General features: G+C 43.6%; 16 protein-coding genes and 1 rRNA gene. 7 read left to right on the plus strand and 10 right to left on the minus strand.

The features are described 5' to 3' along the window. The 3 genes from rrf to FTD44_RS08665 form a co-directional block, all read left to right on the plus strand. A 5S ribosomal RNA gene (rrf, locus tag FTD44_RS08655) occupies nt 1–91 on the plus strand; the annotation flags it as partial. Nucleotides 92–477: 386 nt separating this feature from the next. Next, on the plus strand, nt 478–2,118 hold the full coding sequence (locus tag FTD44_RS08660) for a T9SS type A sorting domain-containing protein (RefSeq protein WP_222166083.1): 1,641 nt from the start codon (nt 478–480) through the stop codon (nt 2,116–2,118). A gap of 187 nt (nt 2,119–2,305) precedes the next feature. Further along, complete coding sequence (locus FTD44_RS08665; protein ID WP_222166084.1) at nt 2,306–3,169, plus strand: cupin-like domain-containing protein; 864 nt, start codon at nt 2,306–2,308, stop codon at nt 3,167–3,169. A gap of 63 nt (nt 3,170–3,232) precedes the next feature. Here the strand turns inward: FTD44_RS08665 and FTD44_RS08670 are convergent, their stop codons facing one another. The 9 genes from FTD44_RS08670 to FTD44_RS08710 all read right to left on the minus strand — a co-directional run bounded on the left by FTD44_RS08670 (nt 3,233) and on the right by FTD44_RS08710 (nt 11,814). Continuing rightward, nucleotides 3,233–4,087 carry a T9SS type A sorting domain-containing protein gene (locus FTD44_RS08670; RefSeq protein ID WP_222166085.1) on the minus strand — a complete coding sequence of 285 codons (855 nt, stop codon included), beginning with the start codon at nt 4,085–4,087 and terminating at the stop codon, nt 3,233–3,235. Nucleotides 4,088–4,216: 129 nt separating this feature from the next. Next, a complete protein-coding gene (locus FTD44_RS08675; RefSeq protein ID WP_222166086.1) occupies nt 4,217–5,833 on the minus strand; it encodes a hypothetical protein in 1,617 nt (538 codons plus the stop codon). 105 nt (nt 5,834–5,938) lie between these two features. Next, a complete protein-coding gene (locus FTD44_RS08680; RefSeq protein WP_222166087.1) occupies nt 5,939–7,252 on the minus strand; it encodes a T9SS type A sorting domain-containing protein in 1,314 nt (437 codons plus the stop codon). 164 nt (nt 7,253–7,416) lie between these two features. Continuing rightward, nucleotides 7,417–8,130 carry an RluA family pseudouridine synthase gene (locus FTD44_RS08685; RefSeq protein ID WP_222166088.1) on the minus strand — a complete coding sequence of 238 codons (714 nt, stop codon included), beginning with the start codon at nt 8,128–8,130 and terminating at the stop codon, nt 7,417–7,419. Nucleotides 8,131–8,147: 17 nt separating this feature from the next. Next, nucleotides 8,148–8,579: an rRNA maturation RNase YbeY gene (gene ybeY, locus FTD44_RS08690; protein ID WP_222166089.1), complete on the minus strand. Its 432-nt coding sequence runs from the start codon at nt 8,577–8,579 to the stop codon at nt 8,148–8,150. Nucleotides 8,580–8,588: 9 nt separating this feature from the next. Beyond that, entirely contained in the window at nt 8,589–8,819 is a 231-nt protein-coding gene (locus FTD44_RS08695) for a hypothetical protein (protein WP_129022429.1), read from the minus strand. Nucleotides 8,820–8,911: 92 nt separating this feature from the next. Continuing rightward, on the minus strand, nt 8,912–9,751 hold the full coding sequence (gene tsf, locus FTD44_RS08700; protein WP_222166090.1) for a translation elongation factor Ts: 840 nt from the start codon (nt 9,749–9,751) through the stop codon (nt 8,912–8,914). A 138-nt stretch (nt 9,752–9,889) separates the two neighbouring features. Further along, nucleotides 9,890–11,071: an aspartate aminotransferase family protein gene (locus FTD44_RS08705; protein WP_222166091.1), complete on the minus strand. Its 1,182-nt coding sequence runs from the start codon at nt 11,069–11,071 to the stop codon at nt 9,890–9,892. Nucleotides 11,072–11,079: 8 nt separating this feature from the next. Then, nucleotides 11,080–11,814, minus strand: coding sequence for a nucleotidyltransferase family protein (locus FTD44_RS08710; RefSeq protein WP_222166092.1), 735 nt, complete (start codon nt 11,812–11,814; stop codon nt 11,080–11,082). Between the two features lie 177 nt (nt 11,815–11,991). Between FTD44_RS08710 and FTD44_RS08715 the strand changes: the two genes are divergently transcribed. Genes FTD44_RS08715 through FTD44_RS08725 form a run of 3 tightly spaced genes read left to right on the plus strand, consistent with a single transcriptional unit; the run spans nt 11,992 to nt 14,787 of the window. Continuing rightward, nucleotides 11,992–12,693, plus strand: coding sequence for a rhomboid family intramembrane serine protease (locus FTD44_RS08715; protein WP_222166093.1), 702 nt, complete (start codon nt 11,992–11,994; stop codon nt 12,691–12,693). Nucleotides 12,694–12,723: 30 nt separating this feature from the next. Next, nucleotides 12,724–13,590 (plus strand): rhomboid family intramembrane serine protease, encoded by an 867-nt coding sequence (locus tag FTD44_RS08720; protein ID WP_222166094.1) that lies wholly within the window; start codon nt 12,724–12,726, stop codon nt 13,588–13,590. A gap of 6 nt (nt 13,591–13,596) precedes the next feature. Beyond that, complete coding sequence (locus FTD44_RS08725; protein WP_222166095.1) at nt 13,597–14,787, plus strand: endonuclease/exonuclease/phosphatase family protein; 1,191 nt, start codon at nt 13,597–13,599, stop codon at nt 14,785–14,787. Here FTD44_RS08725 and FTD44_RS08730 read toward each other — a convergent pair. Beyond that, nucleotides 14,784–15,356: a thymidine kinase gene (locus FTD44_RS08730; protein ID WP_222166096.1), complete on the minus strand. Its 573-nt coding sequence runs from the start codon at nt 15,354–15,356 to the stop codon at nt 14,784–14,786. The two genes, FTD44_RS08725 and FTD44_RS08730, sit on opposite strands and share 4 nt — an antisense overlap. Before the next feature lie 169 nt (nt 15,357–15,525). Between FTD44_RS08730 and FTD44_RS08735 the strand changes: the two genes are divergently transcribed. After that, nucleotides 15,526–16,143: a polysaccharide deacetylase family protein gene (locus FTD44_RS08735; protein WP_222166097.1), complete on the plus strand. Its 618-nt coding sequence runs from the start codon at nt 15,526–15,528 to the stop codon at nt 16,141–16,143. Nucleotides 16,144–16,195: the final 52 nt, after the last annotated feature.

Here is a 16,195-nt window from a genome sequence, read left to right on the forward strand (position 1 = left end):
GTGTTCACCTCTTCCCATTCCGAACAGAGCAGTTAAGCCCATCATGGCCGATGATACTGGTGTATTCCGGGAAAGTAGGTAGCTGCCATATTTATTTTAAGACACCCTTCAAAACTGAAGGGTGTCTCTTTTTTATGTATATACTTACCTAAAGGCAGTACTACAAGACATAACATCATACCATACTATAGCAGCAATACCATACAAATAAATAGCCCATACACAATAAGCGCCCTGAAAACAGGGCGCTTATTGTGTATTATTAGTATCTGTCTTACTATAAAAGCATCCACTTAGAGGTGCTTTTATAGGCTGAATAATTAATTGTTTCCTTAAGGTAAATTATTTTAGAATAAATCTCTTAACTCTTGACTTTGTGAATAATGTGTTATACATTTGATTGTGCTATATGAAGAGTGGCATTTTTAATTTCATAGTAATTTAGTTTTTAATCCCTAAACATTTAATTATTCCTTTATGAACAAAAAATTACTGCTATCCGCTCTTCTGCTGGGAAGCTTTGCTACGGCAATTCCTGGTTTAGCTCAAAACGCTTCTGTTGTACCAGAAGCTCCATTACCTAACTATACCTTCGGTGGCGGTACGTCCGGACCAGTTGTGCGTCCACAAAACGCCAGTGCCAGCACTATGCAGGATATTATCGGGCCTTCCGGTGCTACCGAAAACCTCTATATCCATAGTTGGGATGTATATTCTTCTGCACAATACAATGGTATTGCCTGGAGACGTACCGATGCAAGTGGTAGCCTGATCAATGAAGACTATATTCCGATTAAATATGCAGATGATATTGATGCGGTAATTTTCGAAGATGGTGGTGCCTATTTCGTGCTGGCTGCTTATTATTATAATGACGGTTTTGGCACCAAAGGACACTATTATGATATCTATAAATGGGATGTTACAGGCTTGGTTCCGGTTTCTACGATGAATCTGCTTTCAACTTCTCCTAATTTCGGAAGAATCAATGTTGATGCCACAGTTTATGGTCTGGCAATCATCTGGTGCGAACCTTTAGTTGGTATCAGTACCACTGTAAGCTTCTTCCCGGGTGTAGCTTTCGGTCCTAATGTACTGTTACCTGGTACGGATGACAAAATAGATCCGGATGTATGTATCCGTCGTGGCGGCGGTGGTAGTAATACCGGTCTGGACCTGCAAATGACATTCCTGAACAACACGCAGAATGTTTTGTATGAATATCGTTTACCATTCTTTAATGCTCTTTCCGGTTCTGCAGCAGGATTTACTTATGAGTATGGAACCGGCACAGTTGGTACCAATAAGTATAGCCCTCCGCGTATCGATTGTCCGGATATCTGGAATACGCAAAGATGGGCGGTATCTATCGGGATCAATAATGTTACCGGTACTACCAATACAGAATGGATTTATGCAATGGTAAAGAATGACGATTGGAGTCCAACACCATCTCTGGTGAACCTTAGTTATGTTTCTTACACCAGTACTACTTATCCTGAATACTGTAATCCGGTTCTGGCTTATAATGACGCCAACGATCAGATATTTGTAGGCTGGATCACACGCCAGAGCACTCCTCTTATTCCGAGTACTTATGATGTAAAATATGTAGCGAGCGATATTAAAGATAATGGTGGTGCCGCACCGGCCTTTATTCCGGGATCGTTTAATATGATCTCTAATACGGTGGCGAGTCATGAACCTGTACTGGCTTTCTCTGGTCAGGATAGAAATAGTGGTTTCGATGGCTTGTACACCGCTTTCTCTCAATATGCTACCGTATTCCCTTCAGATTATAGTATGATGTCTAAAACCAGAAAATGGACCTTAAGTACATTTAAAGGTCTTGCCGATCTTAAAACAGATAAGGTTATTATGTCTGTTACTCCTAATCCGTTTGCGGGCAACCTGAACTTCCAGGCTCCTGGCGAGGGAAAATATAAAGTAAGCCTGTTCACCATAGATGGCAGAGAGGTTTATAGCAATACTGCAACATTAACCCAGGGACAAGCATTCCAGTTCAGCACAGAAGAATTGGCTTCCGGTACTTACATCGTAAAAGTACTGTCTCCTGAAAATGGCGTTAATTATACACAGAAAATGGTTAAAAAATAAGCTATTTATAATAGTTTGTTGTCCGGAAGCTGCCCTGTTACAGGGCAGCTTCTTTGTTTATTTTTACCACGCATGAAGGTTCTAAAGCATTGTTAATTAACGCTATCGACCCATATTGATTTGTTGTATTATTGTTTTTGTGATACATTCTTTTTTTATATTTGTTATGAATCTAACCCGCCTTAATATGAATCTAACTGAAATTGAAAGAGTTAAAGATATCAGTCATGAAGACTTTCAAAAAAAGTACCTTAAGGCTAACAAACCCGTGATCCTCGAAAACAGAGCACATGAGTGGAATGCCTATACAAACTGGAACTGGGATTTGTTTAAAGCGCTGGTAGGGCAGGTCGATGTACCGATCTATAACAATACCCGGGCTGGAGCCAAAGTACCGGTAAATGGTGGAGACGGCTTTATGAAGTTTGGCGATTACCTGGATGAGATCCGGAAAGGACCTTCGGAACTACGGCTATTCCTCTTCAATATTTTCAAACATGCCCCGCAACTGAAAAACGATTTCACCTGGCCGGAAGACCTCATGGGTGGTTTCCTCAAATTTTTTCCGGTATTATTTGTAGGTGGTGCTGGATCTATTGCGCATATGCACTATGATCTGGACCTTGCTAATATTTTTCACACACAATTTATGGGCCGTAAGCAGATATTGCTTTTCCCTTTCGAAGAAAGCAGGAAACTCTATAAAATGCCCCTTACGGTAGAGAGTGCTGCCAGTTTTGTACACTGGTATACAAAAGGCTTTGATACGGAAAAGTTTCCGAAGCTGAATGAAGTGAAGGGCTATCGCAGTGTATTGAAGCATGGCGATACCTTATTCATGCCCAGCAAATACTGGCATCATATGGAATATCTTGATAGTGGCTTTGCCATGAGCTTAAGGGCACTGCCTGTTACCCTATCTGGTAAGCTGAACAGTGTTTACCACCTGAGCCTGATGCGGGGTCTGAATAACCTGCTGATCAAAACAGCGCCGGAATGGTGGTATCGGAAAAAGAGAGCCATGGCCTATGAAACGGCACAAAAAGCATAAAAAAGGGAGATTCCACACGGAATCTCCCTTTTACTCATAAATAGTTTAAGCAATAATGTATCATCAGTATTTGACAAATGATTGTACGGTATAGGTTTTGTCCGTGTAAAGTAGCAGGTAATAATTTCCTTCCGGCAGTGTAGTCAGGGATATGTTTCGATTGAATGCCTGCTGCATGCGTACCTTACCCGTTACATCTGTTATTTGTATCCACTGAAAAGACACCGGACTTTCTATATGCAGCTGATCACGTACCGGGTTGGGGTATAGGCTTACCGGAACGCGTGCTATAGTACGGATCGCTGTGGGCTCATGGTTAATAAACTGTAATTCGTCGATCAGCAGGTGGGTCTCTGGGTGAGGATTTGCAATACTGTTATTGAAGGTAATACCGGCGTAACGGGGCGTATCATTACTAAAATATGTGATGGCTAAAGAGACACGCATATAATCCGGATGTACCTGCCACACCGTTCCGCTGGCAGTACCTATCTCCATCATGGTTTCATCGCAGATAGAAACCGAACATAAGCCGGTATCCTGGTTGTTTTGCTTATACTTATAGTAAAAAACAAAGGAATCGGGCCGCTCAGTAATCGGGAAAAAATAATTAAAGGTGGTAAAGGGCAGAGAATCAGTATTAGACATCGCTCCTCCCATAATGCCGGTTTGCTGTGTATAATTATATGCATTACGGAGCGACAGGCAATAGTTGCCAGACTTGCCTTCCGGGTAGCGTTCCATCAGCGGACCGGTATATTCAATGGAATCGCCAATGGTAAAACACTGTAATAAGGGATTCCAGTAGGAGATACTACCGTCCGAATTGGCTTGTTCAAAGCTGGAATTGGGGATCTGGCTGTGTACCGCAAAAAAGCTGCAGCACCAGAATAAAAGGGTCATAGTGTACTTTTTCATGATATATACTTTTGTGGGTTATTGATTTATCAAAAGTAAGCCCATTATGCCCAGATCGGAAGAAAACAAGGTATACATCAGGTTTACATAAGCCTGAAATGATGTGTACTTGAGGTTGCAATACCTTAATTACAGCGATTGTATAAAGCTGGCCAGGTTATCTTCTGTCTTTAAGCCCAGCTTTTTGCGTAACCGGTAGCGCGCCATTTTAACGCTGTCCGGCGATATATTCAGGATGTTGGCCATTTCTTTAATGGAAAGGTTCATTTTGATCAGGGTACAGATCTTCAGTTCGTTTTGACTGATTTCGGGATACTTTTCTTTAAGTTTCTGCTGGAAATTCTTGTTTACACTTTCAAAGGTCATATTAAACTCCTCCCATTCCTGGTCCTGCGTAATGCCTTTATGCAGCAGCTTGTCAATATGCTGGCTACTCAACCGGGGCTCCTGTGCAACAGTATCTTTCAGTTCATTGATCAGTTCATTGCGCATACTGATCTGCAGGGCCATGGCACTCAGCTGGCTTTCTTTAAAATCAATTTCATTTTGCAGCAATGCCTGCTCCTGGGCCTGTTGCCGCAATTGCAGCTCATGATTCTGTTGCTGTAGTGAGAATAAGGCTTTTTGCTGTTGCTGGTTTTTACGCTGATAGCGGAATATGATGAACATTAATATTCCGGAGCATACAATAGCGCCAATGAGAATGTAATTTAACCGCCGGGCGCTTTGGCTGGCCTTTTTTTCCTGTACAAGTGCATGCTGATGGGCCTCAATATCATATTGCACTTCCAGGTTTTGGGCCAGCTGCTCTTTTTCCCAATCCGCCCCGACCTGTTGTATAGAATCGATATGGGTTAGTACAGCAAGTGCCTCGCGGTAACGACCCTCTTGCATCAGCAAATCTTTTTGGGTACCCAGTGCTGCAATGCTAAACTGCAGATCGCTTAACTGTCGGGCGATGTCTATCGCATCATGTACATATTGATAGGCTGAATCATATTGCCCGGCAGCCTGCCACCATTTAGCCAGCGCTATACGACCAGAAACTTCAGCCTGCCGGTTATGCAGCTGCTGCGCATAATTAAGGGCTTCGTGATAGTAATCAAAACTTTTCTGGGTGTGGCCCGCTCTCTGAGCGATATCACCTGCCTTAATCAGTGAGCCGGGCAGATAAACAAGGTCTTTTCGATCCTGCCGTTCTTTAAGGGCAAGATTGTAATAATAGTCCGCAGAATCTGTCTTGCCTAAATGGCTGAATATATTACCGAGCAGCTGGAAAATAATGCCCTGTGTCCCGGTGGTATCCTGTGTGTAGTCATATGTCCCTAAGGCATCATAACAAAGGGCCAGGGCTTCCTGGTGCTGCCCGCTTCTCGCCTTAATGGTAGCCAGCAGGGTACGGGCCCGGCCAGTACCCAATGCCGCGATCTCCGGAGCCGAAGACTGCAGCTGCTGATAATGGTCCAGTGCTTTATGTGCATACTTAAGTCCGTTGCTTTTACTGGAGCCGTAACTGGCAAAACCCATGTAAAGCAATGCTTCGGCCTGCCCGGCTTCCTGCCCCTGCTTTGTGTAGAGTGTATAGGCAGTATCAAAATAGCGTAAAGCCGTAGTATCATTATCCTGAATCAGTGCCTGCCATCCCGTTTGCAAAAACCGGTGTGCATCCTGTGCCCTGGCAGCCATACCGGTGCAAAGGCAACAGTATAAAAGCAGTAAAAGGCTAAGCGGACGATGTATATACATAACAGATTTTGGTACAAGATAGGAAGAATCCCGACTATTTATATACAAAAAAAGGCCCTCCCGAAACGGAAGGACCTTTGAACATATACAATTGGGGGGTATATCTTATTGTACGATCAGTTTTTGGGTATTGCGAATACCTTCACCCTGAATATTTACCATGTACATACCAGCGCTGAAGTTGCCGGTACGGATTGGGAACTGCTGGAATCCGCTCTGGATATTTTTTTGCTCCTGGTAAACGATTCTGCCATTGATATCAGCAACAGTGATCATTACATTGCTTACTGCTTTTTTAGCATCGATGATCAGGTGCGTGTAACCACCCTGAGCAGGGTTTGGTGCTAAAGCTACAGTGCTTAATGCAACATTTACATTTTTTACAGTAGTAGAGGTATCCACGAAAGTGTATACTTTACGTTTTTTCAGTGCTACCAGACCAGGTTGTGTCGCTGCAGAACCAGAATTGTGTGCAGTGAAAACCATTTGCCATACATCACCGTTATTCACTTTTACAAAGTAGCTCAGAGAGTCTGTCATGGTAACACCACTTTGACCTGAAGCTTTCCACTCACGACCGATAGAGTTGTTCAGAGAATCGTAAGCATAAGCGCTGTAAGTCAGGTTGTCAAATTGATCAGTAGTGTCCACTTTAGCAACTTTCAATTTTTCGTTGTTGATGACACCGAACACTTTGTATTGTGTATTGGAGAACACAACGTTTTCATCATTATAGTTAGAGAATACAAAATCCCATGCAGTAGCAGCAGGCTCTCTGTCTAAGAATGCATCTGTAGCGATATTGTAGTACGCGAAATATTTACCGGCATATGGGCTTGCAGATACATTGAATGTTTTAGTAACCGGGCTTGTACCGTTGATTTTAGCCACTTTGAATACATAAACAGGAGCGCTGCCCGCTGGAGTAGTTTCTTTTCTGCTGATAAATACCTGGAAGCTGTCTGCACCGCTGATCAGACCAAAGATCACACGACCTGACAACCAGTGAGTAGCCATATCATATGTAGCCCAGCCATAAGTAGCTGCTGCAGTCTGGTTGAAAGCACCCATTTCCCATGTAGTATTGGAGTTGTACAGAGGCATAGGATGTGCAGTAACCGAATCTGCTAATTTTGCAGTCAGGTCAGTACCGAATAAAGTTGTATCCGTAGCAATAACATATAATTTTACACCTTTATCTGCACTATTTGCGATAATGCTAGGGCTGAATCTGCTTGTAGAGAAACCAATATGCCAGTTATCAGCAGCTGCAGTACCTGCACTACCGTTTTCCAGGCTATAATAAACATTTTTCAGATAGCCAGCTTCTGTAGAAATGGTATCGTGAATCCAGGTTTGCGCTTTTGCCGCAGGAGCAATTGCTAATGCCGCTAAGGCCAATGTGTATTTAAGTCTCATATTTAAAAAGTTTCCGCAAAAATATACACGAAGCGTTATAATTGATTGATAATGTGTTTATTATGACAGAAAAATGACATCTTATTTTACTTTTTTATGACAAAAAAGTCCGGCACCTACCAGTGCCGGACCAATTGTAATTTTATTGTCAGATTTTCAATGATTTAGCTCCATTTGTCCAATTGCTTTACGCTTGCAGACAGGTCTTTAGGGAGTGGGGCGTCAATCTCTACCTGTTTGCCGTCCATACCTTCAAAACGTAATTGAGCTGCATGTAAAGCCAGGCGATTCAGGATCGGTTTCTCCTCACCCAGTGGATCTGCATTTTTGAAGTTCTTTTTTAAAGAAGAAATGTATAACCCTTTTCCATTACTGTAGATCGGATCGGCTACAACCGGGTGCCCGATGTATTGCATATGTACACGAATCTGGTGCGTGCGGCCGGTATGAATACGGATGCGCAGCAAGGTATATCCCTGCCATTCCTTTATCGTCTCATAATCGGTATGCGCCTGTTTACCTCTTTTGTGTACAATCATAGTACCTCTTTTAGCCATATTTTCGCTAATAGGCATTTCTATGCTGCCAGAGGGCGTAATCATTCTTCCGTTAACCAGTGCAGTATAGTATTTTTCTACACTACGGCTTTCAAAAAGTTGTGAGAGGTATTTATGACTTTCTTCGTTTTTGGCAAAACAGATAATACCGCTGGTGTCCTTATCCAGTCGGTGTACCGGTATGATGCTCTCATACTTCGCCTGTGCCATACGATACAGGTTTGGTATTTCCGCATTAAAGCGGTCGGGGATACTCAGCAGACCGCTGGGTTTATTAAACGCAATCAGCTGATCGTCTTCGTAAATTATTTCCAGTTTCATTGTTTACATTAATAGCTTTAAGCACCGAAGTAGCCTTTCAGGCAAAGATCTTCCTGACGGCGCATTTCCTTTTCTTCTTCCGGTTTTTTGTCTTTGAAACCGCATAAGTGCAGGATACCGTGAAAAAGTACACGATGCAATTCAGTATTATAGGATACACCGAACTGCTGTGCATTATCGGCAACACGGTCTACACTGATGTATATTTCCGAATTCAGTTCGGTCTCACTTTCAGACAGGTCGAAGGTGATGATATCTGTCAGGGTATCGTGATTGAGGAATGCAATATTTTTCTCCAGCAAACCTTCGTCTGTGCAGAAAATGTAGTTGATTTCCACTTTTTTTACATCCAGGTGCTGATCTATGACCTGACGGATGTAAGTATTAAGTGCTCTCTTTCCGGACAGGCGTGCTTTTACGCCTTCTTCTTCAAAATATCGGATAGCCATTACAGAGATTTAGTTACTTTTTGAAAATATAACACGGTACAGCCGGAACAGACCATAAATAACAAATACGGCGGCGAGTACATACACAAAAGTTAATCCGAGGCTGATGTATCCTTGTTTTTCTGCCCATACCATAACTGCGGCCACCAGGATATATAAGATGCCCATTACGGTATCTCTTACTTTCTTAAGATTACCTACAGGGTTTTTACGGGGAGTACGTGGGGTAAACTGACTCATTTGTATGATTAAATGTTGTGCAAAAGTACGCAAATAAAAATCCCGATTGGACACCAACCGGGATTTTTAAATATGATTTTCAGGAAAATAGATTATCCTAAAGCTACACGGTAGAAAGAGGTAACTACCAGACCAGCTTCAACATTGTTCAGATATTGAGCGATAGTAACGCCGTTATCTTTTACGAATGGTTGGTTAACCAGAGTATTTTCTTTGAAGAATTTGTTCATTTTACCAGCAGCAATTTTCTCTGCCATATCAGCTGGTTTACCTTCAGCAACGATTTGCTCGATAGCTAAAGCTTTCTCACGCTCGATAACTTCAGGAGCGATAGAGTTTTCATCCAGACCCAGTGGGTTCATCGCAGCGATTTGCATAGCTACATCGCGACCAGCAGCAACCAGAGCATCAGATTTTGCTTTGTTTAAGCCAACCAGTACACCGATACGGAAGTTACCGTGGATGTAAGGAACAACACATTCGCCAGTGATTTGCTCGTAACGAACTACGTCGATTTTCTCACCGATTTTAGCTACCATTTCCAGTAATTTATCTGCAACAGTAGCATTACCCATAGACAGTGCTTTTAAAGCATCAACGTCAGCAGGTTTATTTTCTAAAGCAATTGCAGCGATCTCGTTAGAGAAATCGATGAATTCCTGGTTTTTAGATACGAAATCAGTCTCAGCAGAAACTTGTAATACGATACCGTAAGTACCTTCAGAATTTGCCACAGCAATAGCTACACCTTCTTTAGCATCACGATCGCTACGGTTAGCAGCTACTTTTTGACCTTTTAAACGTAAGTAGTCGATTGCTTTTTCGAAATCGCCACCGCTTTCGGTCAGCGCTTTGCGACAATCCATCATACCCGCGCCAGTAGCCTGGCGTAATTTGTTTACATCAGCAGCAGAAATGCTTACAGTGCTCATTGTGTTAATTTTATTAAGATGATTAATATTTGTATTTTCCCTAATGTTTACACATAGGGAGGGCAAAATTACAAATTATTTTTTGTAATACCAATTAGAACCCGAACCCTGTTCTATATTTAGCAAAAGCTTAATCTCTTACAGCTTATCCAGCACCCTGATCAGACGGGTACAGGCCTCTGTAATTTCCTCCATAGTGATGGTCAGTGGCGGTACAATACGGATGCTGTCTGAGGCAAAAAGGAACCAGTCCGTAAATAAGCCTTCCTCCAGGCATCCCTTGATCACCTGCTGTACTTCATCAAATCCGGAGAAACGTACAGCCATCATCAGGCCGCGACTGTTTATATTTAAGATGCGGGGGTGTTGTAATAGTTTCAGGAACAAAGCTTCCTTGTCGCGCACACCGGTAACCATATGCTCCTCCAGTAAGGCTTCCATGGCAGCTTTACCCGCAGCACAGCTTACCGGATGACCACCGAAGGTCGTAATATGACCCAGTACCGGATTGTGGCTCAGACATTTCATGATCTCATTACTGCTGATAAAAGCACCCAGGGGCATACCGCCACCTAACGCCTTACCCAGCAAGAGCACATCTGGAATGATGCCATACTGCTCAAAGCCCCATAGCGTACCACAGCGCCCGAAGCCAACCTGAATCTCATCCAGGATCAGGAGCGTACCGGTTTCGGTACATCTGTTACGAAGGGCATACATCCATGCTGCCGAGGGAGCCAGTACACCGCCTTCGGCCTGTACCGTTTCCAGTATAATGCAGGCGGTTTGATCCGTAATCTGGCCCAGGCTCTCAAAATTATTATGATGTACGTGCTTTATCTGTGGTAATAAAGGACGGTATGCATTGCGGAAATATTCATCGCCCAGCAAGCTGAGTGCACCTTGTGTCGAACCATGATAACTGTAATGACAGGCAATGATCTCGTTGCGTCCGGTATAACGCTTAGCCAGTTTCATCGCACCCTCCACAGCTTCGGCACCGGAATTGGTAAAATACACGCAGTCTAAACTGGTAGGCAGGTGCTGCGACAGCAGGTGCGCATATTGTACCTGTGGAGATTGGATCACCTCGCCGTACACCATAACGTGTAAGTACTGGTCGGCCTGGTCTTTAATCGCCTGTACCACTTTAGGGTGGCGATGCCCTACATTACACACACTGATGCCCCCGATCAGGTCGATATATGCCTTGCCGGTATCATCATATAAATATACCCCTTCGGCCTTTGTAATGGGCAGGGCCATTGGTTCGGGTGAGGTAGGGGCTACATGTTGTTGAAATAACTGTCTCTGGTTCATCTGTAAAACTAATTTTTAAATAATACGGCAGCCTGCTCCAGGCTTTCCGGTTTGCCCACGTCCAGCAGCAGATCACCGGTATGGTCCCAGGCCATAATAGATTCTGTACAGCATAAAGACAGGTACACATCGATCAGAGAGAATTTTCCATGCTGGCTGATCTTATGTAAAAAAGCCTGTTGTACAATCTGTATACCGCTGAAAGCATATTCTTCATATGAGGGGCTCATGGTAGGGCAGGGCAGTTTCTCCTCTTCGGTCTGCACATTGCGCCAGCCGCATAATCTTCTGCGCTCCTGCTCTTCTCTGAACAGAAGGTAACGGGAAGAATTACGTTTTTGTACCGCCAGTGTAGCCATAGCCTGTGAGTCCTCGTGATGTGACAGCATCTTAGCCAGGTCTATATTGGATAAAATATCCACATTCAGGATCAGGATGTTCTTCTCTTCCAGGAAAAAGGGGATTGCTTTTTTCAGGCCGCCACCGGTTTCAAGCACTACATCAGTCTCATCAGAAATCTCAAAACGGCTACCGAACCCCTCATTGGCTTTGAGGGTATGAACGATCTGGTCGGCAAAGTGATGCACATTAACCACAATATCATAAATACCAAAACGCTGCAGATTGCGGATATTATGCTCCAGCAGGGTCTTGCCATTAACCGGTGCCAGCGCTTTTGGGTGATTGTCCGTAAAAGGTTTCAGGCGGGTACCCAGACCCGCAGATAAGATAAGTGCTTTCATAAGATATTGCTGCAGAGATTGGTTTCACGATCTCAGAACCAGGCAAATTTAGTATAAAATAACCGATGCCGGCCAATTATCCACAGGCTTTAAAGAAGCGCTTTTCTGACTTATTTAACACTTGCAATAAACAGGATTTTATTGCGTAATTTTGGGCGGTTACATACTTCATTATATATGCAGCAAATAAGACCTTCGGGCAGCTTTCAGATCCTTCCACCTGTTATTAAAAACCTGATCATTATTAATGTTCTGGTTTTCCTGGCAAAACTTGGCTTAAAAAACTTCGGCATAGATCTTGATTACTATTTAGGTTTATTCTATTGGAAATCTCCTTACTTCCGTTTCTGGCAGCCCATTACCCACCTGTTCATGCATGGTAATTTTACCCATTTGCTCTTTAATATGTTTGCCCTCTGGATGATGGGCAATACAGTAGAAACGTATTTGGGCGCGAAGAAATTCATGATTTTATACCTGATCAGTGGTTTAGGTGCAGCCTTATGCCAGCTGATGGTATACCATTTCCAGTTAGCCGAATTTGTAGAGATGATGAAGCTCTATCCTCAGGAATATGCAGAGCTTTATTACCACCCTAACTTCCCTTTAAATACCCCTATGGTAGGTGCCTCGGGAGCCGTGTTCGGTGTATTGTTTGCCTTTGGATATATGTTCCCCAATGCCATGATCTACCTGTATTTTGCGATTCCGATCCGGGCCAAGTACTTTGTAGCTATCTATGCTGCTATAGAGCTCTTCTCCGGCCTCAGGAATTCAGTAGGCGATAATGTGGCGCACTTTGCCCATCTTGGAGGTATGGTCTTTGCCTTCTTCCTCCTGGCATATTGGAAAAAGACCGGAAAATTGTATTTACGATAAAATATCCCATCTTAGCAGATAATTAGTATTATGAATTACACAAACAGTAGTAGAAAAACAGTATTGTCGGACTACGAACATAATCCGCTGATCCGCCTGGTTTTTGCCTGTGGTGCCGGATATATATTATTACACCTGGCCAAAATCGTCATTTTTATGTGGGGGCAGGTACCTGTACTGGAAAGTACCCGCTTTTTCTACGATAAGATCCTGATCCATTTTGCCCTGCAACCAATGGAAGGAATACTGCAGCGGCCATGGACCATTTTAACCTACATGTTTACCGGTCTGGGATTCTTCAAGCTGTTCACCAGTATGGTATGGCTGGTTGTATTTGGAAACGTATTGCAGCAGCTGATCGGAAAGAGTGAGGTCGTTCCCTTGTTTATTGTTACCAATATAATTGGTGGTGTAGCCTTTGTTGTGCTGCAGCAGTATTTTCCACTTGCCGGTTATGATAAGATGTTTGTGGGTGCCGATGCGGCCATCCTGGGCATGGCATTAGGCGGCATTACCCTGGCCCCAAAATACCAGGTATATTTTACCCGTAGTCTGGCGGTGCCTTTATGGGGATTGGTACTGATTTATATTATTCTGAATATTGTAGTGCTGTATGGTAATCATAATTACCCGCTGATTGGATTAATGATTGCCGGTGCACTTACGGGTGCGGCCTATGTAATGCTGGTTAAATCCGGTATGAAACTGGGTGAATGGACCAACCGTACCTGGGCCCGTATGATGGGTGGCTTTCACCCGAAAAAGAAAGGTGTACTGGAAGATAAAGAAGAGATCCGTTATGACCTGGACAGCATCCTGGACAAGATCAACGAGCGCGGCATCCGCTCTCTGACCAAAGGAGAAAGAGAATTTTTACAACATCATAATGATCAATAAACACTATTGGCCAGGTATCAGCAAATATTCATAAAGATTGCGGCATTCTTCCGTGGTACAGCACTCCTGTTTAATATAGGCGTGTTTGTATGGTTATGCCTTTGTCTGTATGCCGGGTACAAGAATGTGGCCAATAATCCTTCTTACATCAGCTTCATTAGTTTTACCAACGTATTTGCAGTAGGGCTGAATGTATTTTTTGCCCTCTTCTGGCTGTTTACCCGCAAGCGCTATCTGGCCCTGATTTCTCTTTCGGGCCTGCTGATCTGCATGCCCGTTACCCGTTCTGCTTTCGGTTATAACCTGGTAGGATCTAATGTGACCGACAGCGATAATGTAGAGCTTAAGGTCATGACCTGGAATGTACACCTGTTTGACCTGGGAGAGTGGACCAAGAACAAAGAATCCAAAAATAAAATTGTAGACCTGATCAAGCAGCAGGATCCCGATATCCTCTGCCTGCAGGAGTTCTATTTCGATAACGATAATCCCAACGAGCCGTATACAGAAATGCTGCGTCAGCTGGGCTATACGTATTATGAATTTTCCAAAGAAGAAGATCTGCTGAAACGGTCGATTAATATCGGTGCCAAACCGGAAGATATTATCCAGGCCGGCCATGCTGTATTCTCTAAACTGCCGCTGAAAAATAAAGTACGATACAGCCTGGACAGTGCCAACTATTATAATATGCTAGGCGTAGATGTGCAGTTGAATGAACATACCACCGCCCGCTTAAATGTAGTACACCTCCATTCTGTAACCTTCAGTGATAAGGAAGTGAAATTTGCCGAAAACAGGGCAGATAAGCTTTCTGCAAAAATGGAAGACAAGACCAAAGGATTGCTGAAGAAACTGATGCTGGCATCCTCCAAGCGTGCAGTACAGGCACAGATCATCGATTCCATCCTGGACAAGTCGGTTTACCCCAATATTGTCTGCGGCGATTTTAATGATATGCCGGGCTCTTATGTATACCAGGAAGTAAAGGGTGGGCTTAAAGACGCTTTTGTCTCCAAAGGGCTGGGGCTGGGCCGTACCTATCGAAAAATATTCCCCACATTAAGGATTGATTATATACTGTATAATCCAGATCTGCTTGCTTGCAAAGGATATAGTAGTCCTGATGTTAGCCTTTCTGATCATAATCCCGTAATTGCCACTTTTTCAGTGAAAGAGAAAGGCGCTAAAAATTAAGCCTGCTGTCCTTCATAAAAGCAGCTGCGGCATCTTGGTTCATAAGATTCCGTTTCTCCCAGCATCACTTTTTGTGTCTGATCCGTTTTGCGGTAAGAGAAATTAGCAATATTTCCGCAACGCACGCAGATCGCATGCAGTTTGGTAATATAATCGGCTGTCGCCAGTATCTGCGGCATAGGGCCGAAAGGCTTTCCAGAAAAGTCCATGTCCAGTCCGGCGATAATCACACGTACACCACTGCGGGCCAGTGTTTCTGCAACCTCAACAATGCCTTCATCAAAAAACTGGGCTTCATCAATACCCACTACTTCCACCTCATCGGCCAGCAGCAAGATATTCTGCGAGGCGCTTACCGGTGTGGAGCGGATGCGGCTGGCATCATGCGATACCACATCATGCTCATCATAACGGGTATCAACAGCCGGCTTGAAAATTTCTACCCGCATATTGGCAATCTGTGCCCGTTTCAACCTGCGGATCAGCTCCTCCGTCTTGCCGGAAAACATAGAGCCGCACACCACTTCTATCCATCCGGTTTTGTGGGTATTAAAAGGTTCAATAAACATAGTCGGGTAGCAAATTAATGAAGAGCGCAAAAGTAATTATTTCTGTATAAAATAATCGGTTTGATATTCGTTAAGGAGCAGGTTTATACATGTTAGAAATATTATTGATTGGTTATTGTCATATTTATAATGCTCAAAGAAGAGATTTGTATTTACTTTTGCAGCTGTTATGTTCCTCAAGAAAATTCCTAAATGGCTTCAAAAGCTTTATTCCGGTTACGTATGGGAGATCCCTCCAAGGGAGAAACCTACTGTATACCTGACTTTTGATGATGGGCCACATCCCCGGATTACCCCCTGGGTGCTGGATCTCCTGGAGCAATACAGTGCAAAAGCAACCTTCTTCTGTATCGGGAAGAATGTTATAGAATACCCTGAAGTATATGCCGATATCCTGGCCCGCGGGCACAGGGTAGGCAACCATTCCCATAATCACCTTCGTGGTACTGCATATAAGGCAAAGCCTTATGTAGAAAATATCAACCGCGCCAAACAGTATATCGATTCCGACCTTTATCGTCCTCCCTACGGACGCATCAAATCTTCCCAAAGCAAAATCCTGAAAGATATTGGGTATAAGATCGTAATGTGGACCGTCATTCCGGGAGACTGGGACAAAGAAATCAGTCCGGAAGACTGTCTCGAAAATGTAGTCTTCAATATAGCACCAGGCAATATCGTGGTCCTGCATGATAGTGAAAAAGCCTGGGAACGAATGAGTTACGTGCTGCCTAAAGTACTCGAATACTGCAGGAAACAAGGCTGGGCCGTAGAAGTAATCTCCTGATAGACCCGCATACAGGGTCCTTTTCAAAAAAAATCTGCAAACACATAGGGGT

It is taken from the genome of Edaphocola aurantiacus (genome assembly GCF_019797745.1).
GTDB classification, from domain to species: domain Bacteria; phylum Bacteroidota; class Bacteroidia; order Chitinophagales; family Chitinophagaceae; genus Edaphocola; species Edaphocola aurantiacus.